Raw genomic sequence first — 21,782 nt, 5'->3', positions numbered from 1 at the left:
CCCTTTCCCCAAAACCCATCCCCAAAACCCATCAAAAGAGCGGCACCGAAAAATTACAATAAATACACACTTTCGGAACGCGCCATATAGTTGGAACCACAAAATATTTATTGTTACAACTATAAACTGCAAAATTGAAACCAAAACAAGATATAGATGTTTTTGAAATTCCGTGATATCCATAAGGTTGCAATGGTTGTTTATGGATAATTTATGATTTCAAAACAGCGTTGTTGAAATCTGATGTGATATTTTGTTGGAGGAGTTCCCCATGGAAAAGGCAGAAGCCAAGGCACAAAAGGGCGCCATGAAATCCAAATTTAAAACGGATTTGAAGGCAAAGCATAAGGCCGAAGGCAAGGCCCAAAAAGACGATCGGAAAGGCTGAGGCCAAGGCCTCAGGAAAAGCGAAAAAGGGTGAAAAAAAAGCTGACAAAGCTGAGGCAAAATCCGCCGGTAAAGCGGTGAAAGCAAAACATAAGGCGGCGGCAATGGCTGGCTAGGTCCAGGCACATTGATTAAGTCGGGCACCCCTGTCTCACCCGCTGGGTGCCCCTCCCTCTCATTGAACAAATATGACGGGTATCGTCACGGGGGATGACTCGGAGCTACCCGACCTTTCTGAGTTTCGCCGTGTCACGGCCTCTTGTCTTGCTTGCGGCAGGCGTCTCAGTGTCACAGCGCCTAGCCTGACCTGCGATTGCGGTGGCAATCTTGACTTGCAGCAACCGGTTTCGGCCTCTCCCCAGGCCCTGCGCAGAGCTTTAGAACACTGCAGCACCCGGTCGATGTGGCAGTTCGAACCGTTTCTGCCGGTGGCAGCCCATTGGGGGTCGCATTTGCAGGTTGGCGGCACACCCTTGCTGAATCTCGGATCCGTCCAGGGCATCAATCTCTGGCTAAAGGACGAAACCCGTAACCCTTCTGGCTCACTGAAGGATCGCGCCAGCGAGCTGGTGCTTGCGGTAGCTGCGGCTGGCGGCATCACCGAGGTGGTCATGGCATCAACCGGCAATGCGGCCGCCTCGCTGGCGGCAGTGGGTGCGGCGCAGCAAACCCGTGTGAGCGTGGTGGTGCCGCGCGATATTCCGGTGGCGAAACTGGCGCAAATCCGCGCATTCGGCGCCGAAGTGCACAGAATTGATGGCTCATATGCGGCGGCCTGCGCGGTCGCAAGCAAGCTGGCAAAGGCGCGGGGTGCCCTGAACCGGACGACGGGGCTAAACCCCTTTACCCGCGAAGGCAAGAAAACCTGCGCGTATGAGATCGCGCTTCAGCTGCAGTGGGACGCCCCCGACTGGGTCATTGTTCCAACCGGTGACGGCAATATCCTCAGCGCCATGGCCAAAGGATTCGCTGATCTGAAGGCGGCAGGGCTGATCCAGCAGCATGTGCGCCTTGTGGCGGTGCAGACTGCGGCCGCCTGCCCCATCGCACAGCCCTTTGATCCTGCCCTTCGGGGCAAGGCATCAGCTACCAGTTCAGCCACCAGTTCAGTCACCTGTGCGGACAGCATTAATGTCGCGGACCCAATGGATCTGCAGGCTGCGGTCTTGGCCTTGCAGAGTACCGCAGGGCAGGCGGTGGTGGTTGATGATGCAGAGATTTCCGCCGCCGTGATGACCATGGCCGCGCGGTTTGGCGTCTTTCTTGAGCCCTCCTCGGCTGCGGGCTACGCGGGTTTCGAACGGCTGCGGCGGCAGGGTGTTTTTGCTGCTGGCGACCGTGTTGTGCTGGTGGGGACAGGAACCGGTCTCAAGGATTTGACGGTGGTGATTGTGGCCGCCGCGGCGCAGTCGGCGCCCGCTGTGCATCCTGACGACTGGCGCTCGCTGATTGCGCAGCCCGCTTTGGCGGGGCCCTGACGTATGTGCGGGATTTGCGGTGCTTTCACCGCCTCCGGGCCTCGGCCTGCCTCAGCGCAAATTGTTGCGGCGATGCAGGCGCAGCTGGTGCACCGGGGTCCTGACGATGGCGGCATGTTTCTGGACGACCACGTCGCGCTTGGGTTTCGCCGCCTGGCAATTGTTGATCTGGAGGGCGGCAATCAGCCGATTGCAAATGAGGATGGCAGCCTGCGGCTGATCTGCAATGGCGAGATTTTCAACGCGCCCGCGCTGCGCAAACGTTTGATCCGCCAGGGCCACAGTTTCGCCACCGGCTCGGATGTCGAGGTGATTCTGCATCTCTATGAGGAAATGGGCGAGGCCCTTCTTGATGCGCTCAACGGGCAATTTGCCTTTGCCCTCTATGACCGTCGCAAGAGCCGTCTGTTTTGTGCCCGCGATCCCTTTGGGGTGACGCCCTTCTTTCATACGCAGGTGGGCGGAACCTTTGTGTTTGCCTCTGAAATCAAAGCCATTCTGGCATATCCTGGCGTCACACGGCAGGTCGATCTGACCGGGCTGGACCAGGTTCTGTCCTTGCCGGGTCTGGTCAGTCCGCGCACCATGTTTGCGGGCATTCACAGCCTGCCGCCGGGTCATAAACTGGTCATAGATGCCTCTGGATTTCGCAGCGGTGCCTATTGGGATCTTGAATACCCGATGCTGGGCGAGACTGGCTGCGGGGGCAGCACGGGCGGCATAGGCAGAAATGGCGGCCGGGACAGCGTGGGCAGCAAAGGCGAGGATTTCAGTGGCGCAGTTTGCGATGCGCTGGCGACCTCGGTTGAGCGGCGGCTGATGGCGGATGTCCCTGTCGGATCTTACTTAAGCGGCGGGCTGGACAGCTCTTTTATCACAGCACTGATGGGCGGGGGGCGTGCCACGCCGCTGCGTAGTTTTTCCGTGGCTTTCAACCAGCCCATGTTTGACGAAAACACCTATCAGGATCTGATGGTCGCGCGGGTCGGCACCATCCACAACACGGTGTTGCATCCGCCAGATCAGATTTCTGCCTCCCTGCGGCACTCGGTCTGGCACGCAGAATGCCCGATCAAAGAAAGCTACAATACGGCCTCTCTGGCGCTTTCCGGATCGACCCAGGCCGCCGGGGTGCCAGTAGTGCTGTCCGGTGAGGGCGCAGACGAGCTTTTTGCCGGATATGTCGGCTATCGCTACGATGCATTTCGCGCTTTGCGGGGGCATAAAGGCCCCTGTAGCGCAGAGGCGCATCTGCGGGCGCAGGCCTTTGGTTCTGGTGATCTGTTTTATGAAAAAGCCCTGCTGAGCCATGAGGTACAGCGCCGCAAACTCTATGCCCGCCCTCTTGCCGATGCTCTGCCAGAGTTTCGCTTTTCCAACACGCCCCTGGTAGATGGCAGCAAGATCCGGGGGCGCCATCCGATCCATCAGCGCTCTTATCTCGATTTCAAACTGCGCCTCGCAGATCACCTATTGGGCGATCATGGCGACCGGATGCTGATGGCCAATTCTGTCGAAGGCCGGTTCCCGTTTTTGGACCTCGATCTTGTCAATCTGGCAACGCAGATCCCACCAGAGCAGCTTTTGCAGGGCTTTGAGGAAAAGCACGTGTTGAAACAGGCGGCCCGGCAGCATGTCCCCGATGCCATCATCGCGCGGGAGAAATTCGCTTTTGCCGCCCCCGGCAGCGCCTTTCTTTTGCAAGAATCCTGCCCCTGGATCGAACATCTGCTGTCGCCTGCAACCATCCGGGCGCAGGGCTATTTCGATGTCGAGGCCGTCGAAGCTCTGAAGCGCGCGGCGCGGCAGGGCCTTGCGCTGCCGTCCGGCGGGGCGCCTGATGACCCGCTTCTTACGGTGCTCAGCTTTGGGATTTTTCTGGAGTGTTTTGATATGCCCTTGCTGGGGCCGGGAGGCGCGGGATGGTGACTATTGTGGCGGTTTCAGGCACCTCAGGCGCCGGCAAAAGCACCTTGATGCGGCATCTGGCGCAGCTGCAGGGCAGCGCCTCTTTGCTGCATTTTGACGACTATATCGAACTGGGCACTGATGCGGGCAGCATTCAAAGCTGGGTTGAGGCTGGCGCGCCTGCGGATGAAATAAAGACGCCACAACTGGCTGAAGACCTGCACAACCTGCGCGCGGGTCGCACGGTGCAGCCGCCCGGGCGCGCCAGCGCAGTTGTCTCGGCAGAGCTGATCTTGCTGGAAGAACCCTTTGGTCGCGCCCGCCGCACAGTTGCGCCGCTGATTGATCTGGCACTGCACCTGGAACTGCCAGCTGATATTGCGCTGGCCCGTCGCTCTCTGCGGCGCGCCCAGGCGGTGTCACAGACGTCAGAGCCCGATCACCACGCAGCAGTTCTGCAGGATCTGGCGGCCCAGTTCGAGGCTTATCTGGGGCCGCAACGACAGGCCTACCGTCTGGCGGAGGCCCAGGCCCGCGCCGTGGCCGATTTGATCTTGGACGGGCTGCGCCCCCTGCCACAGCTGGTTGCCGAGGCGCAGGAGTCCCTCATCGCTCATCGCGCAAATATGTCGAACAGATTTGAAAAACCGCCCAGCAAAAAGGGGGAGCCATGAGTAGAATTGAAACCATTGGGGTTGTCGGGGCCGGAACGATTGGGGCCGGGGTGGCCCAGCTCTTTGCTCAGTCGGGGCATCAGGTGGTGCTGGTCGACACAAACCCAGAGCAGCTGGACATCGCTGAACAAGGGATTGCCAAAAACGCGCGGCTCTACGGCCTGGTGGATAAGACACTGCCTGCCCCCGCCGAGGTGCTGGAAAACCTTCAGTTCACCCTCCATATTGATGCGCTGGCTGGCGCTGGGTTTGTGATCGAAAATGTCACTGAAAACGTAGCCATAAAAACCTCTGTTCACCGCGAGATTGGTCGCATTGTGCGCCCTGACATTCCTGTCGCGGCCAATACTTCTGCCATTCCTATCACACGGATCGCCGGTTTCGCCGCCCACCCCGAGCGTGTCATCGGCATGCATTTCATGAACCCGCCGCCCATCATGCCCATGGTCGAGATCATTCGCGCCACCCATAGCACTGATGCGGCGAGGCAGGCGGCGGCCGATCTTGTGACTGCTGCAGGCAAAAAATCTATCACCGTCAACGACAGCCCCGGCTTTGTCACCAACCGGGTGATGATGCTGATGGTCAACGAGGCGATGTTTCTGGTCTATGAAGGCGTCGCCAGCGTGCAAGAGGTCGACCGCCTGTTCAAGACCTGTTTTGGGCACAAGATGGGGCCGCTGGAAACCGCTGATCTGATTGGCCTGGATACGGTAAAGCTCTCACTCGACATTCTTTACGACGAATTCAACGACCCGAAATACCGCCCCTGCCCCCTGTTGAAACGGCTTGTTTACGCCGGGCAAACCGGTCGCAAGGTGGGGCGCGGTTTCCATATCTATGACCAATAATCAGGAGGTTCCCATGTCAGAGTCTATTTCAGCCATTGCCGCATTTATGACCCGTTCGTTTGACGGTGCAGAGATTGCTCCGGATCAGGATATATTTGAAGCCGGCTACGGCAATTCGATGTTCTCCATGCAGCTGGTTGCCTTTGTGGAATCCCATTTTGGCATCGAAGTTGACGCCGATGATCTGGATATCGACAATTTCCGCTCGATCAATCGCGTCGCATCGCTGGTCGCGCGCAAGCAGTCGCTGGTTTCTGCGTGACCGTCTTTGCCAGCTTGACGGATCAAGCCCCGAACCACTGGCGTATTCTGGCGCAAGAGATGGTCGCCCCTTTTGCGCGCCAGATTGACCGCGAGGCGCGGGTGCCGCCACAGGTCGTGACAGCGCTGCGGCAAGCTGGCGCCTTTGCCAGCGGCTTTAATCGGCGGCTGGCCCTGCCGGTGACGAGATCGCAGGGTACCGGCGGCGATGTCGCGACAGACCAGGTGCCGGATCAGGTGGCTGCGGCATTGGATCACGGCGCTCTGCATCAGGCCCTTGGCGCGGCCAGTGCCTCGGTACAGGGCGTGCTGAACGTGCACCACATGGGCGGCAGCGCACTGGCCAAATGGGGCAGCAAGGCGCAAAAGGCGCAGTGGTTGCCACGGCTTACGTCGGGCGATATGCGCTGTGCCATTGCCATGACCGAACCGCAGGTCGGCAGCGATATCTCGGCGGTGCAAACCCGTGCTAGGCCCGTGGCAAAGGGCTATGCGCTCACCGGACGCAAGGCCTGGATCACCTGCGGTGATTTTGCCGACCTCTTCGTGCTGATTGCCAGTTTGCCGCAAGGCCCCACTGCCTTTTTATTGCCGAGGGATGCGCCCGGCCTGACGATTGCGCCCATTGACGATATGTTGGGCTGCCGGGGCTACATGATGGCGGATCTGATTCTGGACGAAGTTTTCCTGCTCGACGATCACCTGCTTGGCCGACCGGGGTTTGGCGCCTCGCATGTGGCGGTGACGGGGCTTGAATCCGGTCGCATCAATCTGGCCTGGGGCTGCGTCGGGCTGGCCCAGGCTGCTTGTCAGTGCGCGATGCGGCGGGCGAAAACCCGTCAGCAGTTTGGCGGAGCGATTGCTGACTTCCAGCTTGTGCAGCAGATGCTGGCCCGGATGACCACCGACATCCATGCGGCCGGTCTGATGTGCAGATCGGCCTCCGTGGCGCGCGCTCTGCGGCAGATGGATGCCGCGAAACAGGCCACTATGGCAAAATATTTTGCCTCTCAAATGGTGGGACGCGTCACCCGCGATGCGCAACAGATCTTTGGCGCAGAAGGCATTGGGCCAAACACGCCCATGGCGATGTATCACCGGGATTCACGCATCATGGAAGTCATCGAAGGCACCACGCAAGTGTTGGAAAGCATGATTGCGCGGCTGGCGCTTGCTGAGGTGCCAGCATGACCTTGAGCCATGATATTGACCTGGCCGCCCTCTCTTCTGAGAGCCAACTGGCCATCGCGGATGGGCTGCAAGCGATTGGCGTTGCGGTTGAGCTGCTGTCCGAAGGCGTTGCGCGCATTGGCGCGGATGACGCGGCACAGATTACAGAGGCGACGGCTTTTCCCGAAGCCATGCGCAAGACGCACCGGTTGGTGGCGCGGCGGGTGCTGCGGGAAAGTGCCTGCTCGACAGCTGCAGGCTGTTGCGATGCTGAGCTGGCTGACTGTGGTGATTTGCACTTCTTTGCCGATGGGCTGACAGGGATCAGCGGCACCCTGCTCAAGCTGTTTCGCTATTTCGAAGCCACCTTTGCTGCCTATGCCCGGGAGTACGGCGCGCTGGATCAGCATTATCCGGTGATGATGCCCGCCAAATTGCTGCACGATGTGGGCTACCTCAGCAATTTTCCACAGCATGCCACCCTGTGCAGCCATTTTTCGGATCAATTGCCGGTGTTGGAACAGGTGGCGCAGCTGTCGAAAGAGCCCCTGTCGCAGGCACAAGCCGCCGAGCTGGGCCTGAGGCTGGATGATCCGCAACATGTGCTGACACCCGCAGTCTGCCTGCCTTGCTATGCGCAGCACGCCGGGTTGCGAATTGCGCCGGGTGATGTGGTGCGGCTGACCATGCAAAACCACGTTTTCCGCTACGAGGCGAACCGGTTCCAGCCGCTGTCACGGGGCTGGAATTTTTCGGTGCGCGATATTGTCTTTTTTGGCTCAGGCCCCGAATTGACCCGGCTGCGTGCCGAGGTGATGGAAAAAGTCTTTGGCTTTTGTGAGCAACTGGGCATGGATGTCAGCCTGGAGCTGGCAAATGATCCCTTCTTTGTCGACGGCAGCCGGGACAAGGTGGTCTATCAGCGGATGGGCGAGGTGAAATACGAGCTGCTGTTTCATATCCCCGACCGCCCGGCGCCGCTCGCCGCGTCCAGCTTTAATCTGCATCGGGATTTCTACACCGAAGTCTATGATATCGCCTTTGAGGATGAGACGCGGGCAGAAAGCGCCTGTATGGGGTTTGGTCTTGAGCGTTGGCTCTATGCGTTTGTGCGGCAAAAGGGCCTGGATCCAGCGGGATGGCCGCAACCGGTCCGCGCGGCCGTTATGGGCGCAAAAGATCCTGTGGCATAAGCCATTGCCGCTGCAGCGGCAGGTCTGGCCGCCGCGCCGCCACCGCAAACCAGTGCGCCGGCAGTCTTTCGCACCTCAGCTGCCAGTCCGTAGGGGATCCATGTTGCGCTGGCAGTCTGGTCAGGGTCGGCGTTGGATTTTGCCGCTCGATGTTCAGCGGTGGCAGGCCAAAGCCAAGCCCGGTGGCCTTCATCACCGCCTCCTTGGCACACCACAGCTGCGTGAACCGCTCCTCGGGGTTTGGCAGCGCAGCCATTGTGGCCCGTTCCGCAGGCGTCATCACACGGCTGACGATTTCGCTGTATGTCTTGCGCTCTGCGATGATCTCAACATCGACGCCGATGGGGCTTCCTTTGGTCAGGGCCACCAAAATAAGCCCTTCGGTGTGCGAAAGGTTGAAATGAAACTCGGGATGGTCGACCAAAAAGGGTTTGCCTTCGGGTGACAATCCAAATCGGCAGCGACCCAGCCCGGCCTCGCGCAACAGGTGGTGCAAGGCGGCATGTGCCACGACAAACAGGCGTCGGGCCCGACGGCAGATAAAGCTATTTGCCCGGTCTATTTCAACCCCTCTCAACAGGGACATGAGTGCCGGAAGCGGTGTTTCGGATGCCGCGCTGACTGGACAGAAAAGAAGCGAAATACCGTCTGTCACAAGGCGACCCCATTGATTTCAAACCAGGGGCAGGCCAGAGCGGCCAAATCCCTGATATCCACCTGAACCGATGGCAGGCGCTGCGTCAATACAGGTCTCTCTATTGACGGGACAATTTTGCATCAATACACGTTAAGATAGATATTGTGTTGTTCCAGAAAGAATTGGAGTGCCGATGACTAATAAAAATGAATTGCCAAATGCCTTTTTTATGGCGGTGGACGGCCTGATCGACGCCAGCCTTGTTTTAAAGATTGAAGCCATCACGCCCTCTGGGTCGATAAAGCACAAAACCGCGCTTAGCCTGATTGAGGCGGCCGAAAGATCTGGTGAGCTGAAGCCCGGCGGAATGGTGATTGAATCCACGTCAGGTAATCTCGGAATATCCCTTGCGGCCATTTGTGCGAAACGAGGCTATGGGTTCACCTGTGTTGTTGATCCGAATGTGTCAAAGCAGAGCGTGGCCATGATTGAGGCCTTTGGCGGCAAGGTTGAGCGGGTGAGCGCGCGGGACGCTCAGGGGGGCTATTTGGGCACGCGGATCGAATTAATTAAATCAATGCAAAAGAACGACCCTGCGCTTTACTGGACCAATCAGTACGCCAATCCTGCCAACCCCGCAGCCCATGCCCAGTTGACGGCCGTTGAGATTGCCGAGGCCTATCCGGACGCCGACTGGGTTGTTGTTGGTGCGGGCACCACCGGCACATTGATGGGCTTTCTGGACTATTTTGATGGCAAACGGCATCCGGCGCAGGTGCTGGCCGTTGATTCAATGGGCTCGATCACCTTTGGCGGCGCGGCCGGGCCGCGGTTCATCCCCGGGTTGGGCACCAGCCGGATCCCCGAGATTTTTCAGCCAGAGAAACTTTGCAACACAGTTGTTGTGCCGGAACGCGATGCGGTCGGGATGTGTCGCTGGCTGGCCCGCAGCCACGGATACCTGTCCGGAGGCTCTACCGGCTCTATCCTCGCCGGGGTTCAGGCCCAGGCCGATCTGTTCTCACGGGGCAGCACGGTGGTGGCGCTCTCGCCTGATGGCGGCGAAAAATACCTCGATACGATCTACAATGATCGCTGGGTGCAGCAGACCTTTGGCTCGCAGGTTAGCCGGGGAGCCCGGCCTGTGCGTCCCGTGCGGGAATTGGCCACGACCGGACAGGGGGCAAAATAGCACATGGGGACGACTGAGGGGACTAATCTGGCCAAAACAAACCAACCCATGCTGCGTCTTGTCACGGCCGAGGCGGTTGGCGAGGTTCTGAGGCGCCATGCGGGCGAGGTTGAGCAACTGGTCGCGCGCACTTATGACGCGCATCATCGCGGCGAGACGGTCAATCCCGACAGCTATTTTCTGCGCTTTCCGGACAGTGAGCGAAACCGCATCATTGCTCTGCCCGCCGCCATTGCCACGCCGGATCTGCAGGTTTCCGGGATCAAATGGATCGCCAGTTACCCGGCAAATCTGGACAAGGGGCTTGAGCGGGCTTCGGCGGTCATCATTCTGAACGATGCTGAAACCGGCTATCCCTTTGCGCTGATGGAGGGGGCGCAGATCAGCGCCATGCGCACAGCCGCCTCGGCAGTGTTGGGCGCGGACCAGTGTTCACGGCTGGACCGCAAGGCCAAAAGCATAGGCTTTGTTGGCGGCGGGCTTATTTCGCGCACTATCCTGAACCAGTTCTGTGCCCGCGGCTGGCAAATTGACAGGGTCTGCACCCATGATCTGAATCCGGCCTCCGCCTCGGCCCTTGCGGAGCATGCGCAAAAAGAATGGGATCTTTTGGCCCGCACAGGCAGGCTTGAGGACGCGTTGGCGGCAGAAATTGTTGTGTTTGCCACCAGCGCGGTGGCGCCCTATGTGCCTGCGGCATTTGCCTTTGCGCCTGGTCAAACGGTGCTGAATGTGTCGCTGCGGGATCTGGCGCCGCAACAGATCCTTGCGGCGCAGAATATCTTTGACGATGTTGATCATTGCTTAAAAGCAAAGACCTCGCCGCATCTTGCGGAAACCCTGTCTGGTGGCCGGGATTTTGTCAGCGGTTCTATTTCGCAACTGATCAATGGCTCGGTGACGCTGACGCGGGATAAGCCGGTGATCTATTCCCCCTTTGGCATGGGCATTCTGGATGTGGCGCTGGCGCATTTTGTGCATGGCAAAGCGATGCAGCAGGGCGCGTGCCTGGAGATCCCAAATTTCTTTGGTCAATAGTCGGGTCCCACTGGCCAGTCTGATCCCACTGGCCAGTCGGGCCCTGGTGGATAGTCTGGCCCTGCTGCATCGACTCTCTCGTCGATCCCGACCCTCTCCTGACCCTCTGTGCGCGTGCGGCTTAGCCGCGCTGGTTGCGCATTAACGGCGGCATTTTCAGCCGTTTTCCCCGACGGCGCCGAAAAAAGTCAAAAAACACGGCCCACAAGAGCATTTTTCCTCTCTAGGGCATAATAATTGACGCAAAAGATCGTGATCTCATCATAAATTCCCCAGACTGCAGAGGGACGAATTTATGAACGAGCTTCACACCAGACTGATCGCCTTGCGCCGGGAGTTTCACCGCGACCCTGAGCTGGGCTTTCAGGAGGAGCGTACCAAAGCCCGCGTCGCGCAGCATTTGCGCGCGCTGGGGCTGGAGGTGCACGAGGGTGTTGGCGTGGTTGGCATTCTCAAATCCGGCTCCGAAACCGGGCATGGCACCGGTACCCGCACCATGGGTTTGCGGGCCGATATGGATGCGCTGCCGATCCATGAGGCGAGCCAGCACGGATATTCATCGCACAACCCCGGCGTGATGCATGCCTGTGGCCATGACGGTCATATGGCCATGCTGTTGGGTGCGGCTGAAAAACTGGCGCGCAACCCGGATTTTGACGGCACCGTGGTGTTTCTCTTTCAGCCCAACGAAGAACACGGGCTGGGAGCACGCGCCATGCTTGATGAGGGCGTGCTGGAGCATTTTGCGATTGAAGAAGTCTATGCCATCCACAACCTGCCCGGCGCGCCCCTGGGTCAGGTCTCGACCCGGGTCGGCCAGATCTGTGCCAGTGAAAGCCTGTTTGAGATCAACATTCAGGGTCAGGGCGGTCATGCCTCGATGCCCCATATCGGCGTTGACGCCATCACGGTTGGCGCTGAAATGATCATGGCCCTGCAGACGATTGTTTCGCGCAAATTGGCGCCCTCTGCCGGGGCGGTGGTCTCGGTCACTGAATTTCTCAGCGATGGTCAGCGCAATGTACTGCCGGGCAGCGCCTGCCTAAAGGGTGATGTGCGCGCCCGCCTGCCCGAGGATCGCAAGGCGCTGGAACGCTTTATGCGCCAGATCACTGCCGGTATTGCGGCCGCCCATGGCGCGCGCGTTGAGATGAGCTTCAACACGGAATTTATTGAGACCCTGAATGCGCCGCTGCCCACCGAGGCCGTTGTCCGCGCGGCGCGCGCGCTGCAGCTTGAGACGCTGCCGGACAGATCCCCCATGAGCTTTTCCGAGGATTTTGCCCATTTCAGCGCAGCGGTACCGGGGTGTTTTCTGCTGCTGGGCAATGGGGACACCGGCGCCCACGGCCAGCCGCTGCATTCCGCCGAGTATGATTTTAACGACGCCCTTTTGCCGAACGGCTCTGACCTCTGGGCAGAACTGGTCCGCGATCGCCTCCCCAAACCAAAGGTAAACTGATGCAGAACCTCCTTCCCGCCACCAAACTCGGTCATGTCGCCGCCAGACGGCGCCAGGGCGATGCCGCCGAACGGGTGCTGTCGCGCCAGGATTTTGCCACCTCCCGCGCCGAGATCACCCAGTGGGACGGTTATGCCCCGACACCGCTGGTTTCTCTCTCCGTGTTGGCCACAAAGATCGGCGTCGCGGATGTGCTGTACAAGGACGAAGGGCCACGATTTGGTCTTGGCAGTTTCAAAGCGCTTGGCGGCTCTTATGCGGCCTTGCGGGTGCTGCAGCGTCAGATTGCCGCCAAACTGGGTCAGCAGGTCTCGCTGCAAGAGATCCGCACCGGCAAAGTCGCCGCGCTGGCGGCACAGATCACGCTGGTGTCTGCGACGGATGGCAACCACGGCCGCTCGCTCGCCTGGGGCTGTCAGCGTTTCGGGGCTCCCTGTCGCATCTATATCCACGCCGAAGTCAGCGAAGGCCGGGCCGAGGCGATGCGCGATCTCGGCGCTGAGGTGCTCCGGATCAATGGCGATTATGACGCCTCCGTTGTGCTGGCCAAAAAGGAAGCCGAGGAAAATGGCTGGTTCGTCGTCTCCGACACCTCATGGGAGGGCTTCAGCGAGCCGCCGCGCGATGTGATGGCCGGCTATGGGGTGATGACCAGCGAAATTTGCGAGAGCCTGGATCAGCCCCCCACGCATGTGTTCCTGCAGGGCGGCGTTGGCGGTCTTGCGGCGGGTGTTGTTGCTGGCCTGCGCCAGCACTGGGGCACGCAGGGCCCGCGTGTAGTGATTGTTGAGCCAGAGCTGGCCGCCTGTCTGTTTGAAAGCGGCCGCAGCGGCGTGGCGACAACCTTTGCCGTGCAGACAGAAACACTGATGGCCGGCCTGTCCTGCGGCGAGCCTTCTGGCATGGCCTGGGAAATCCTGGCTGAGGAAGCGGCGGATTTTCTCACCATTCCCGACAGCCTCGTGGCCCCCTGTGTGCGCCTCTTGGCGCGTCCCTTTGCGGGGGATACTGCGATTGAGGCCGGCGAGAGCGCCATTGCCGGGCTGGCCGCCCTGATCGCGGCGCGGCAAGATGCCGCGCTGTCGGCCAAACTGGGCCTGGACGCGCAATCGCGTGTGTTGCTGATCGGATCCGAAGGGGTCACAGACCCGGCGATCTTTGCCCAAATCATGGAGGGCCGGGATGCGGCCTGACGCGTCTTTGGCCCCTGCGCGCGGCTTTGTGCTGGCAGAGTTTGAGGCGCGCACCGCCAAGGCTCAGGCGCTGATGGCAGAGCAGGATCTGGCCGGGATGTTGCTGCTGAGTGAACCAGAGGTGCGCTATTTCAGCGGCTTTCAGACCCTGTTCTGGCAAAGCCCGACGCGGCCCTGGTTCCTGTTTGTGCCAGCCAGCGGCAACCCCGTTGCGGTCATTCCTGAAATTGGCGCCGCCCTGATGCGCCAGACCTGGATCGAGGACATTCGCAGCTGGAGTGCCCCCGCCCCCCGTGATGATGGTATTAGCCTGCTGACAGAGCTGCTGACACCGCTGGCGCAAAGGGGTGCACGGCTTGGCATCCTCAAGGGGCATGAGACTGCCCTGCGAATGCCGCTGGGAGATTGGGAACGTCTGGTCGCCGCCTTGCCGGGGTTGCAACTGGCCGATGCCACCGGGCTGGTGCAGGGGCTGCGGATGGTTAAATCCGAGGCCGAGATTGCAAAACTGTCGCATATCTGCGCCATCGGCTCGGCGACGTTTGCCCGCGTGCCTGCGCTCATTTCACAGGGCATGCCACTGGAGGAGGTGTTCCGCAGCTTTCGCCGCGAGGCCTTGCTGCTGGGGGCGGATGATCTGCCCTCTCTGGTGGGAGGCGCCGGACCGGGCGGCTATGCGGATGTGATCTCGCCGCCGTCTCGCCGGCCGCTGCAGTCTGGGGATGTCCTGATGCTGGACACTGGCGCAACCTGGGACGGCTATTTCTGTGACTTTGATCGCAACTTTGCCATCACACAGGTCGGCGATGTCGCGCGGCGGGCCTATGACGTGCTGTGGCGCGCCACCGAAGCCGGGATTGCAGCCGCCAAACCCGGAAACACCTGCCGGGATCTTTTCCACGCCATGCAGAGTGTGATTGCCGAGCTTGATGCGCAGGGCGGCGATGTAGGCAGGCTGGGGCATGGGCTAGGCATGCAGTTGACCGAACAGCCCTCGCATGCGGATTTTGACGAGACCCTGCTGCAAGAGGGCATGGTGCTGACGCTGGAGCCGTCGCTGGGATATGGCGACAAGCGGGTCATGGTGCATGAGGAAAACCTTGTCATTCGCCCTGAGGGCGCTGAGCTTTTGACGGTGCGCGCAGCCCCAGAGCTGCCGGTTATCTAAGCAGCACTAAAGGGCACAAAGGGGGAAAAACCGGTTGTCCTTTGACCCGGATCTGAGCTTTATCAAAGCATGGATGACAAAGATCTCGAAATACTGAAACTGATGCAGGGCAATGCCCGTCTGACCGCGGATGCGCTGAGCCCTGAGGTTGGCCTGTCGTCGGCTGCAGTGCAAAAACGTATCAAGCGTCTGCGCGAGTCCGGCGTCATTGAAAACGAGATCGCCGTGCTTTCTCCCGCCAAACTGGGGCGCGAGATGACGGTGATTGTCGACGTGGTGCTGGAGCGCGAAAGCCGCAGGCATCTGGATGCCTTTAAACAGCGGATGCGCGCCGCGCCGCAGGTGCAGCAGTGTTATTATGCCACTGGTGGTGCTGATTTTATCCTCATCGTCATCACCAAAGACCTCAAGGAATATGAGGCCTTCACGCAAGAGTACTTTTTTGATGAATCCAACGTCAGCCGGTTTACCACATCAATCGTGATGGACCGGGTCAAGGTCTCGCTCGATATTCTGTAGCGCCAAAGGCGGGGAGATGCCCCCCGCCCGTGTTGTTGTCTCAGGGTGTTTGTTGCCCCAGAAGGTTGCTTCAGGCGTCCTGTTTGGCGCGATTGCCAAGGGTCACGTCGATCTCTAGCCTCTGACCGCGACGCAGAACCGTGATCTTGGTTGCCGCCTCTGGATCATTCAGCGCCACAGCACGGGTGAGGTCGCGCAGCTCGTCAACTTCAGCTCCGGCAAACGAGAGCACCACATCGCCCGCTTTCAGCCCGGCTGCCGCAGCGGGGCTATCGGCCACCACGCTCTCTATCATCACGCCCTGGCCGACCTCAAGCCCCAGAACATTGGCGGCATCCTCAGACAGCGGTTTGATCTGCACCCCAAGCCAGCCCCGGTCCACCTCGCCGTCGTCCTGCAGGTCGGCCACGATGTCGCGGACCAGATCCGAAGGCACGGCAAAGCCGATCCCGACCGAGCCGCCCCCGGAGGAATAGATTGCGGTGTTGACCCCGACCACATCGCCCTCACCGTTGAACAAGGGGCCGCCGGAATTGCCCTTTGTTGATGGCAGCATCCGTCTGGATGAAATCATCAAAGGGGCCTGCGTTGATATTGCGCGATGTGGCCGAGACAATCCCCGAGGTGACGGTGCCGGAAAGCCCAAAGGGGCTGCCCATGGCAATGACTTCTTCGCCGACGCGCAGATCAGCGGAGGATCCGAACTCAACCACCGGCAAGGGCTGATCGCTCTGTACCTGCAACAGCGCAATATCCGTGAGCGGGTCTGCGCCCAGGACCTTGGCGTCAAGCTTGCTGCCGTCTGCCAGCGTCACCGAGACATGTTTGGCATTGGCGACCACATGGTTATTGGTCACGATCAGCCCGTCTTGGGAGATCACAAACCCGGAGCCCGCGGCCTTGTGTTGGCGCGGTTTGCCATGCTGTGGCATCCGGTCGCCAAAGTGGCGCCTGAACTCCTCACGCAGGTCATTATTGCCTGCGGGGTGTTTGCCCTCCATCTGGGGATCCTTGCCGGTGACCTCAATATAGACCACCGCCGGAGAGACGGTCTCACCCAGACCGGCATAACCGCCAGCCGGCATCGCCAATGATGGCAATGGGCTGAGGGCGGTGAGAGCCAGAGCTGTGACGCCAAAGGACAATGGGAGCCGTGCAAAGGGGAGCCGGGCAAAGGGACGGCGCGTAGGGTTGGGCGTTGGATGGGTGGACATGGGGTTCTCCTTGCTATCGTCTGATGAACAGGAGATGGGGGTGCGATCTCTCAGAGAGCTGTCGCCCTTTATACAAATCTGTAATGTGCGCTTGCGGGCCAAGACCCCTATATTGGCAGGCAACACTGAGCGGTGATCGACGGGGAAAAGCGTGAAAATCTTGGTGATTGAAGATGACAGGACAACCGGCCCCTGTGTTACCAGCGGGCTGCGTCAGGAAGGCTATACGGTTGATCTGGTGGGCAATGGCCGCGAAGGACTGCTGCAGGCCACCACAACGGACTATGATATTCTGGTTCTGGACCGGATGCTGCCGGGACTGGACGGGTTGACCGTGATCAAGACACTGCGCGGCGCAGGCAACAAAACCCCTGCGATCATGCTCACGGCCCTTAGCGGGGTTGATGACCGGATCGAAGGGCTTGAGGCGGGGGCCGATGATTATCTGGTAAAACCCTTTGCCTTTGGAGAATTGGCCGCCCGGGTGGCGGCCCTGGCACGGCGTCCGGGCTATCAGACACAGGAGACCACACTGCGTGCCGGCGATCTGGAGATGGATCTGGTGCATCACCGGGTCACGCGGGCGGGTGTTGAAATCAACCTGCTGCCGCGCGAATTCACCCTGCTGGAACACCTGTTGCGGCGCAAGGGTCGGGTGCAGACCCGTACCATGCTGCTTGAGGCTGTCTGGGACATCACGTTTGATCCGCAAACCAATGTGGTTGAAACCCATATCTCGCGGCTGCGGGCAAAGGTGGACAAACCCTTTGAGCGCGAGCTGATCGAGACGGTGCGCGGTGCGGGGTATCGCATTGTCGGCTGAGACTGTTCCCCTGTGGCACCTGTTGCGGTCCTCCCCAGTGCGGCAGGCGCTTTGGCTGTCGCTGCTGTTTCTGGTGACCAGCTCCCTTAGCCTTGGCATTACCTATTATGTCGCGCGCGACAGTCAGGAACGCGCCATCGAGGACACTCTGGTGCAGGACATGGTGGGGTTTCGGGCTACGCCCTCGGCGGCGGCGCTGGCAGTTTTGGTCAATGCCCAGACCTCTGAGACAGATCCGCAACGCCGGCTGCTGAGCTACCGGCGGCCCGGTGGCCGGGTGGTGGCCGGCAATGCCTCGATCACCCAGCAAAGCGCCGGGCTGCGGCTGGTGGTTCTGGGGGCAGATCCAATCCCCGTGCAGGGTCCCTTTATGTTATTGAGCGAACAAATCCACGGCGGGCTCCTGACCCTGGCGCAAAGCGCCAAACCGCTGCAGGAGTTGCGGGACACGTTTCTGCGCGTCTTCTTGTTCAGCCTGCTGCCAACGGTTGCGATTGCCCTGTGTGGCGGTGTTCTTTTGGCGCGCCGATCAGCCCGGGCGCTCTCGGATCTGGATGTGGTGCTGTCGCGGCTGACCTCCGGAGATTTGAGTGCCCGGGTGCAAAAACCAACGGGGCCACGCGACGATCTGGGCCGCATCGGGGACAGCGTCAATCGCATGGCGCAGGCGCAAGAGCAGTCTATGGCAGCCCTGAAACAGGTCTCGGCCGATATCGCCCATGATTTGAAAAGCCCCATTCAGCGGGTCGCGGTGCAACTGGAACATTTGCATCAAATCAAAGACCTGCCCCCGCAGGCGCGCAGTATCGCCAAAGAGGCCGTGGACGAGACGGCCAGCATCGTTGAGACTTTTCAGTCCCTGTTGCAGATCGCGCAGCTGGAAGGCGGCTCGCCGCGGGCGCGGTTTCAGCCTGTGGATCTTGGCGCACTGGCCCGGACATTTGTAGAAATCTATCAGCCAAGCGCCGAGGAAGAGGGACGCCAGCTCACCCTGACGAGCCCAGACGATGCTGTTGTGGTTTCGGGGGACAAGGCGCTCTTGGGGCAGTTGCTGGCCAATCTGGTGGAAAACGCCCTGCGCCACACGCCAAAGGGCTCCGATATAAACCTCATCCTGAGCGCTGGACCCCAGCCTGTGCTGACAGTGCAGGACCATGGTCCCGGCATTATTAGGCCGAGCAGAAGAACGTCCTGCGCCGCCTCTATCGCCTGGAGCAAAGCCGCAGCACGCCGGGCAGCGGTCTGGGGTTGAGCCTGGTGCAGGCCATTGCTGATCTGCATGGCGCAGAGATTTCATTGAGCAACGCCAAGCCGGGCCTGCGGGTGCGTGTGCTGTTTTCAAATGTGCCGTGTTTGGCCAAATAGCGCTTAGCTCTGACCGTGGAGCACCGCATGGAGCACCTGCGACAGATAGGCCTTGTCCATTGGCTTTTGCATCAGGATCAGATCCCGCTTATCAAGAGTCTCCTGGGTTTTCTGGTCCGGTACGAAACCGGACATCAAGACCGTCTTGATTTCGGGAAAGAGTGGCGAGAGTCGCTCAACAAATTCCAGACCACTTTCGCCACCGGGCAAGACAACATCGGCAAGGATCAGATCAGGTAGGGAATTCTGCGACATCAGCCGCATCGCAGAGGCGGCGTCACTGGACTGCGTCACCCGGTAATTGAGCGCTTCAAGAATACCAGACAGAGTGCTTTGCACAGCGCTGTCGTCCTCAAGCAGGTGGATGTTTTCGCCATTGCCCAAAACAGGCCCAAGGCGGCGCGGATCCGGCAGCACCCTTGGATCAGTGGCCGAGCGGGGCAGAAAAACAGACACCGAGGTGCCTTCGCCCGGCTTGCTTTTCAAAACGGTGCCACCGCCGGATTGACGCGCGAAACCAAATACCATCGAGAGACCAAGGCCACTGCCCTCCCCGGCTTTCTTTGTGGTGAAAAAGGGCTCAAAGGCTTGCTGCAGCGTCTGAGCAGACATGCCTTCGCCGGTATCATGGATCAATATCTCAACATATGCACCGGGTTGCAGACTGGTCTCTACGCCTGGCAGAACAATAGCCTCTGCGATGTGGCGGTTCGAACAGCTGATCTCCAGCTGGCCGCCCTGGGGCATCGCATCACGGGCATTGATGGCGAGATTCACAAAGGCGTTTTCAACCTGGGTCGCATCGGCATGAATGGACCACAATCCACCGCCAATTCTGGTGGTCAGAGTGATCCCTTCACCCAGGTTGCTCAACAGGGTTGTGCTCATGCGGTTGACCAGCTGCTCCAGGTCCACCGCCTGGGGCCGCAGGGTCTGTTTAGAGGAATAGGCCAGCAGTTGGCGGGTCAGTGCTGCGCCCTTTTCTACGGCGCCCTTGATGGCCGTGGCCAGTTCGTGATTGGCCTCAGCCGCCATGTCGAGCAGTTCTGCATTGCCCAGGATGACCGTCAGGAGGTTGTTGAAATCATGCGCAATCCCACCGGTCAGCTGGCCAATGGCTTCCAGCCTCTGGGTCGAGAAAAGCGAGGCCTCCAGTTTTTTTCTCTCGGTGATATCGGTCAACAGACCAATCGACCGGTTCGCTCTGCCATGGGTGCCCACTGTGGAGCGCCCCTGGGCATGAAACCAGCGATAGCTGCCGGATCCGGTTCTGAATCGCGTTTCATGGGAAAAGGGGACGCCGGGCTCTTTCAGATGGCGCTCCATCGCGGCCCTGTAGGAGTCGACATCCTCTGGATGTATCAGATCAACAATACTGCTGGCAGGGAGCCCGTCCTGGTAGTCGTCCGCAGAATAGCCAAGCGCTTCGATAAAATTGGGCGAAACAAACATTTGATCCCGCTCCAGATCCAAATCCCAGCTGGCGGCACTTTGCGTCGCCAGCAAATAGCGCTCTTCACTGGCCTGCAGCCGTCTTGTGCGTTCCTTTACCTCGCGTTCAAGCTGTGCGTTCTGTGCCTGCATCTGCTGGCGAAAGGCATTTTGCTCGGTGACATCCTCTTCGCTGACAACCGTGACAAAAGCCCCTGTGACGGGGTCGCGGCCGCGGCGGGCCAGGATCCGGTGCACCCCGGCGCCACTTTGTGTCCAGACAACCTGTTCAGAATCCTGGCTCTTGCCGCTTTGGGCAATTTGCAAAAGCTTCCCCGCGATTTCAGGGTCCCTGAAGCGGCAGGCCATTTCATTGTCCCGCACCCCGGCTCTGGGGGGCCCATAGCAGCTCAGGGTCTGCCGGATTTTGCGCCAGCAGGCGTCCCTCCGAGGAAAAGGTGCTGACAATCAGCGCCGATGCGCGGGCCGCCTCCAGAATCCGCAGGGACTCCGCATCGGTCTGGCTTTCGACAAGTTGTTTGACCTCAACCAGAACGGCATTGAGCGCGGTCTCGATGGTGATGGCCGAAAAGGACAGGATGACGTTTTTGGGGGCATCATTTGGGTAGAGCGTCCAGGTATCCTGAATGCGCTCGGAGCCGGAGGCATTGGTCACGATCTGTCGCAACCGGCTGCGCACCATGTCACTGTCTGTTGAGAAATCCCGTTGCAAAAGAGAGCTCAGATCAGGCGCTTCCCAAAACTGCACGCCAGCAGGGTTGGCCCACCACATTTTATGTCTCTCAACATCAAACACCCAAATAGGCGTGGCCAGTTCGCTAAAATGGTCCAGGTTCTCGTGGGTGGCAAAATGCTTGTGCGGGCGACTGGGGTCCATACTGGTTACTTTACGAAAACAACATATACCTCACATTGTTAGCCGGGCGCCTTATACAACCCAAGACTTTTCGCGACAATTGAGACAGACTCGTGCATCGCACCCTCAGGCGGCGACTATACAGTCACACAAGATCGCTTTATGACTAGGCATAATGCAGGGGTGAACAGAACGCATGAAGGCAACATTTCGAGACGTCAAAGCCGATATCATGGCTAAGATCACCTCTGGTGAATGGGCACCCGGTGGCCTGGTTCCGAACGAAATGGAGCTGGCCGAGACCTATGGCTGTGCCCGTGCCACCGTCAACCGCGCCATGCGAGAGCTGGCAGATGAGGGGTTGATCGAGAGGCGGCGCAAGGCGGGAACACGGGTGCGTATGGCCCCATTGCGTCAGGCCCGGTTTTCCATTCCCATTGTGCGCGACGAGATCGAGGCGCAAAATCTCACCTATCGCTATGGTCTGGTCAGTCGCAATATCTGCCCGGCGCCAAACTGGCTGCGGGCGCGATTGAACCTGCCTGAGAGCAGCCAGGTTCTGCACCTGATCTGCATGCACTACGGCGATGGCGCCCCCTATCAGTTTGAGGATCGCTGGATCAACCTCACGGTTTTGCCTCAGGCCGAAACAGCCGCGTTTCAGGACATAGGCCCCAATGAATGGCTGGTTTCCACCGTGCCGTTCTCTGACGCTGAAATCAGCTTTTCCGCAGCTGTTGCTGATGAAAACCTGGCAGAGTATCTGAGTTGCAAACGGGGAGACGCGCTGTTCACAGTCGAGCGCTCCACCTGGCAAGAGGGCGAAGCGATCACCTTTGTGCGCCAATCCTTTCGCCCCGGCCACCGCATGACCACACGCTATTAGGGCAGAACAATAAGGACAGGGTGCGGCCGCCGCCAGAAAGCAGGCGCCCGGCATG

The 21,782-nt window shown here is 59.8% G+C and carries 22 protein-coding genes; 17 read left to right on the top strand and 5 right to left on the bottom strand.

Annotation, left to right across the window (positions count from 1 at the left end):
- Positions 1–788: 788 nt before the first annotated feature.
- From B4968_RS16290 to B4968_RS16260, 7 genes are read left to right on the top strand one after another with little or no spacing between them, the layout of a single operon-like run.
- Entirely contained in the window at positions 789–1,865 is a 1,077-nt protein-coding gene (locus B4968_RS16290; protein ID WP_161492601.1) for a pyridoxal-phosphate dependent enzyme, read from the top strand.
- Positions 1,866–1,868: 3 nt separating this feature from the next.
- Entirely contained in the window at positions 1,869–3,794 is a 1,926-nt protein-coding gene (asnB, locus tag B4968_RS16285; RefSeq protein ID WP_083100495.1) for an asparagine synthase (glutamine-hydrolyzing), read from the top strand.
- A complete protein-coding gene (locus B4968_RS16280) occupies positions 3,788–4,447 on the top strand; it encodes a nucleoside/nucleotide kinase family protein (RefSeq protein ID WP_083100494.1) in 660 nt (219 codons plus the stop codon). Before asnB ends, B4968_RS16280 begins: the two co-directional genes overlap by 7 nt.
- Positions 4,444–5,298, top strand: coding sequence for a 3-hydroxyacyl-CoA dehydrogenase family protein (locus tag B4968_RS16275; protein ID WP_083100493.1), 855 nt, complete (start codon positions 4,444–4,446; stop codon positions 5,296–5,298). Before B4968_RS16280 ends, B4968_RS16275 begins: the two co-directional genes overlap by 4 nt.
- Before the next feature lie 13 nt (positions 5,299–5,311).
- The gene (locus B4968_RS16270) at positions 5,312–5,560 is read left to right on the top strand and encodes an acyl carrier protein (RefSeq protein WP_083100524.1); all 249 of its coding nucleotides are present in this window, start codon (positions 5,312–5,314) and stop codon (positions 5,558–5,560) included.
- On the top strand, positions 5,557–6,750 hold the full coding sequence (locus tag B4968_RS16265) for an acyl-CoA dehydrogenase family protein (RefSeq protein WP_083100492.1): 1,194 nt from the start codon (positions 5,557–5,559) through the stop codon (positions 6,748–6,750). Before B4968_RS16270 ends, B4968_RS16265 begins: the two co-directional genes overlap by 4 nt.
- Positions 6,747–7,922: a class-II aminoacyl-tRNA synthetase family protein gene (locus tag B4968_RS16260; RefSeq protein ID WP_083100491.1), complete on the top strand. Its 1,176-nt coding sequence runs from the start codon at positions 6,747–6,749 to the stop codon at positions 7,920–7,922. The genes B4968_RS16265 and B4968_RS16260 overlap by 4 nt, the downstream gene beginning before the upstream one ends.
- Here the strand turns inward: B4968_RS16260 and B4968_RS16255 are convergent.
- Positions 7,894–8,508 carry a 4'-phosphopantetheinyl transferase family protein gene (locus tag B4968_RS16255; protein ID WP_139792870.1) on the bottom strand — a complete coding sequence of 205 codons (615 nt, stop codon included), beginning with the start codon at positions 8,506–8,508 and terminating at the stop codon, positions 7,894–7,896. The genes B4968_RS16260 and B4968_RS16255 overlap by 29 nt on opposite strands.
- A gap of 244 nt (positions 8,509–8,752) precedes the next feature.
- Between B4968_RS16255 and sbnA the strand changes: the two genes are divergently transcribed.
- The 6 genes from sbnA (at position 8,753) to B4968_RS16225 (ending at position 15,131) form a co-directional block, all read left to right on the top strand.
- Positions 8,753–9,751, top strand: coding sequence for a 2,3-diaminopropionate biosynthesis protein SbnA (gene sbnA / locus B4968_RS16250; protein ID WP_083100489.1), 999 nt, complete (start codon positions 8,753–8,755; stop codon positions 9,749–9,751).
- A 48-nt stretch (positions 9,752–9,799) separates the two neighbouring features.
- A complete protein-coding gene (gene sbnB, locus B4968_RS16245; protein ID WP_083100488.1) occupies positions 9,800–10,789 on the top strand; it encodes a 2,3-diaminopropionate biosynthesis protein SbnB in 990 nt (329 codons plus the stop codon).
- A 295-nt stretch (positions 10,790–11,084) separates the two neighbouring features.
- On the top strand, positions 11,085–12,251 hold the full coding sequence (locus B4968_RS16240) for an amidohydrolase (RefSeq protein ID WP_083100487.1): 1,167 nt from the start codon (positions 11,085–11,087) through the stop codon (positions 12,249–12,251).
- The gene (locus B4968_RS16235; RefSeq protein WP_083100486.1) at positions 12,251–13,444 is read left to right on the top strand and encodes a diaminopropionate ammonia-lyase; all 1,194 of its coding nucleotides are present in this window, start codon (positions 12,251–12,253) and stop codon (positions 13,442–13,444) included. Before B4968_RS16240 ends, B4968_RS16235 begins: the two co-directional genes overlap by 1 nt.
- A complete protein-coding gene (locus tag B4968_RS16230; protein WP_083100485.1) occupies positions 13,434–14,612 on the top strand; it encodes a M24 family metallopeptidase in 1,179 nt (392 codons plus the stop codon). Before B4968_RS16235 ends, B4968_RS16230 begins: the two co-directional genes overlap by 11 nt.
- Before the next feature lie 69 nt (positions 14,613–14,681).
- Positions 14,682–15,131: an Lrp/AsnC family transcriptional regulator gene (locus B4968_RS16225; protein ID WP_083100484.1), complete on the top strand. Its 450-nt coding sequence runs from the start codon at positions 14,682–14,684 to the stop codon at positions 15,129–15,131.
- Between the two features lie 70 nt (positions 15,132–15,201).
- Here the strand turns inward: B4968_RS16225 and B4968_RS25845 are convergent, their stop codons facing one another.
- Positions 15,202–15,651 carry a S1C family serine protease gene (locus B4968_RS25845; protein WP_338153294.1) on the bottom strand — a complete coding sequence of 150 codons (450 nt, stop codon included), beginning with the start codon at positions 15,649–15,651 and terminating at the stop codon, positions 15,202–15,204.
- A complete protein-coding gene (locus B4968_RS25840; RefSeq protein WP_338153293.1) occupies positions 15,638–16,345 on the bottom strand; it encodes a trypsin-like peptidase domain-containing protein in 708 nt (235 codons plus the stop codon). Before B4968_RS25840 ends, B4968_RS25845 begins: the two co-directional genes overlap by 14 nt.
- A gap of 151 nt (positions 16,346–16,496) precedes the next feature.
- Between B4968_RS25840 and B4968_RS16215 the strand changes: the two genes are divergently transcribed.
- The 3 genes from B4968_RS16215 to B4968_RS25835 are packed head-to-tail and all read left to right on the top strand — an operon-like array spanning position 16,497 to position 18,533.
- Complete coding sequence (locus B4968_RS16215; protein ID WP_083100483.1) at positions 16,497–17,168, top strand: winged helix-turn-helix domain-containing protein; 672 nt, start codon at positions 16,497–16,499, stop codon at positions 17,166–17,168.
- Positions 17,158–18,420 carry a sensor histidine kinase gene (locus B4968_RS16210; protein ID WP_338153292.1) on the top strand — a complete coding sequence of 421 codons (1,263 nt, stop codon included), beginning with the start codon at positions 17,158–17,160 and terminating at the stop codon, positions 18,418–18,420. Before B4968_RS16215 ends, B4968_RS16210 begins: the two co-directional genes overlap by 11 nt.
- Entirely contained in the window at positions 18,360–18,533 is a 174-nt protein-coding gene (locus tag B4968_RS25835; protein WP_338153295.1) for an ATP-binding protein, read from the top strand. Before B4968_RS16210 ends, B4968_RS25835 begins: the two co-directional genes overlap by 61 nt.
- 3 nt (positions 18,534–18,536) lie before the next feature.
- Here B4968_RS25835 and B4968_RS16205 read toward each other — a convergent pair whose 3' ends face one another.
- Together B4968_RS16205 and B4968_RS24665 are read right to left on the bottom strand one after the other, a co-directional pair.
- On the bottom strand, positions 18,537–20,333 hold the full coding sequence (locus B4968_RS16205; RefSeq protein WP_241525797.1) for a hybrid sensor histidine kinase/response regulator: 1,797 nt from the start codon (positions 20,331–20,333) through the stop codon (positions 18,537–18,539).
- A 1-nt stretch (position 20,334) separates the two neighbouring features.
- Positions 20,335–20,862 (bottom strand): hypothetical protein, encoded by a 528-nt coding sequence (locus B4968_RS24665; RefSeq protein ID WP_241525796.1) that lies wholly within the window; start codon positions 20,860–20,862, stop codon positions 20,335–20,337.
- 175 nt (positions 20,863–21,037) lie between these two features.
- On the opposite strand from B4968_RS24665, the gene hutC reads away from it, so the two are divergent.
- Positions 21,038–21,727 (top strand): histidine utilization transcriptional repressor HutC, encoded by a 690-nt coding sequence (gene hutC / locus B4968_RS16200; RefSeq protein WP_083100482.1) that lies wholly within the window; start codon positions 21,038–21,040, stop codon positions 21,725–21,727.
- The last annotated feature ends 55 nt before the right edge of the window (positions 21,728–21,782 follow it).

This window comes from Pseudophaeobacter leonis, assembly GCF_002087335.1.
Lineage (GTDB): Bacteria > Pseudomonadota > Alphaproteobacteria > Rhodobacterales > Rhodobacteraceae > Pseudophaeobacter > Pseudophaeobacter leonis.
This window is presented reverse-complemented; position numbering and strand designations above follow the sequence as displayed.

Excerpts from the sequence above, each read along its gene's own strand:
- B4968_RS16205 (WP_241525797.1), bottom strand. The coding sequence starts at position 20,333 with ATGGCCTGCCGCTTCAGGGACCCTGAAATCGCGGGGAAGCTTTTGCAA.
- B4968_RS16270 (WP_083100524.1), top strand. The coding sequence starts at position 5,312 with ATGTCAGAGTCTATTTCAGCCATTGCCGCATTTATGACCCGTTCGTTT.
- B4968_RS16275 (WP_083100493.1), top strand. The coding sequence starts at position 4,444 with ATGAGTAGAATTGAAACCATTGGGGTTGTCGGGGCCGGAACGATTGGG.
- asnB (WP_083100495.1), top strand. The coding sequence starts at position 1,869 with ATGTGCGGGATTTGCGGTGCTTTCACCGCCTCCGGGCCTCGGCCTGCC.
- hutC (WP_083100482.1), top strand. The coding sequence starts at position 21,038 with ATGAAGGCAACATTTCGAGACGTCAAAGCCGATATCATGGCTAAGATC.
- B4968_RS16230 (WP_083100485.1), top strand. The coding sequence starts at position 13,434 with ATGCGGCCTGACGCGTCTTTGGCCCCTGCGCGCGGCTTTGTGCTGGCA.
- B4968_RS25840 (WP_338153293.1), bottom strand. The coding sequence starts at position 16,345 with ATGTCCACCCATCCAACGCCCAACCCTACGCGCCGTCCCTTTGCCCGG.
- sbnB (WP_083100488.1), top strand. The coding sequence starts at position 9,800 with ATGCTGCGTCTTGTCACGGCCGAGGCGGTTGGCGAGGTTCTGAGGCGC.
- sbnA (WP_083100489.1), top strand. The coding sequence starts at position 8,753 with ATGACTAATAAAAATGAATTGCCAAATGCCTTTTTTATGGCGGTGGAC.
- B4968_RS16235 (WP_083100486.1), top strand. The coding sequence starts at position 12,251 with ATGCAGAACCTCCTTCCCGCCACCAAACTCGGTCATGTCGCCGCCAGA.
- B4968_RS16240 (WP_083100487.1), top strand. The coding sequence starts at position 11,085 with ATGAACGAGCTTCACACCAGACTGATCGCCTTGCGCCGGGAGTTTCAC.
- B4968_RS16260 (WP_083100491.1), top strand. The coding sequence starts at position 6,747 with ATGACCTTGAGCCATGATATTGACCTGGCCGCCCTCTCTTCTGAGAGC.
- B4968_RS16290 (WP_161492601.1), top strand. The coding sequence starts at position 789 with ATGTGGCAGTTCGAACCGTTTCTGCCGGTGGCAGCCCATTGGGGGTCG.
- B4968_RS16225 (WP_083100484.1), top strand. The coding sequence starts at position 14,682 with ATGGATGACAAAGATCTCGAAATACTGAAACTGATGCAGGGCAATGCC.
- B4968_RS16255 (WP_139792870.1), bottom strand. The coding sequence starts at position 8,508 with ATGTCCCTGTTGAGAGGGGTTGAAATAGACCGGGCAAATAGCTTTATC.
- B4968_RS16280 (WP_083100494.1), top strand. The coding sequence starts at position 3,788 with ATGGTGACTATTGTGGCGGTTTCAGGCACCTCAGGCGCCGGCAAAAGC.
- B4968_RS24665 (WP_241525796.1), bottom strand. The coding sequence starts at position 20,862 with ATGGACCCCAGTCGCCCGCACAAGCATTTTGCCACCCACGAGAACCTG.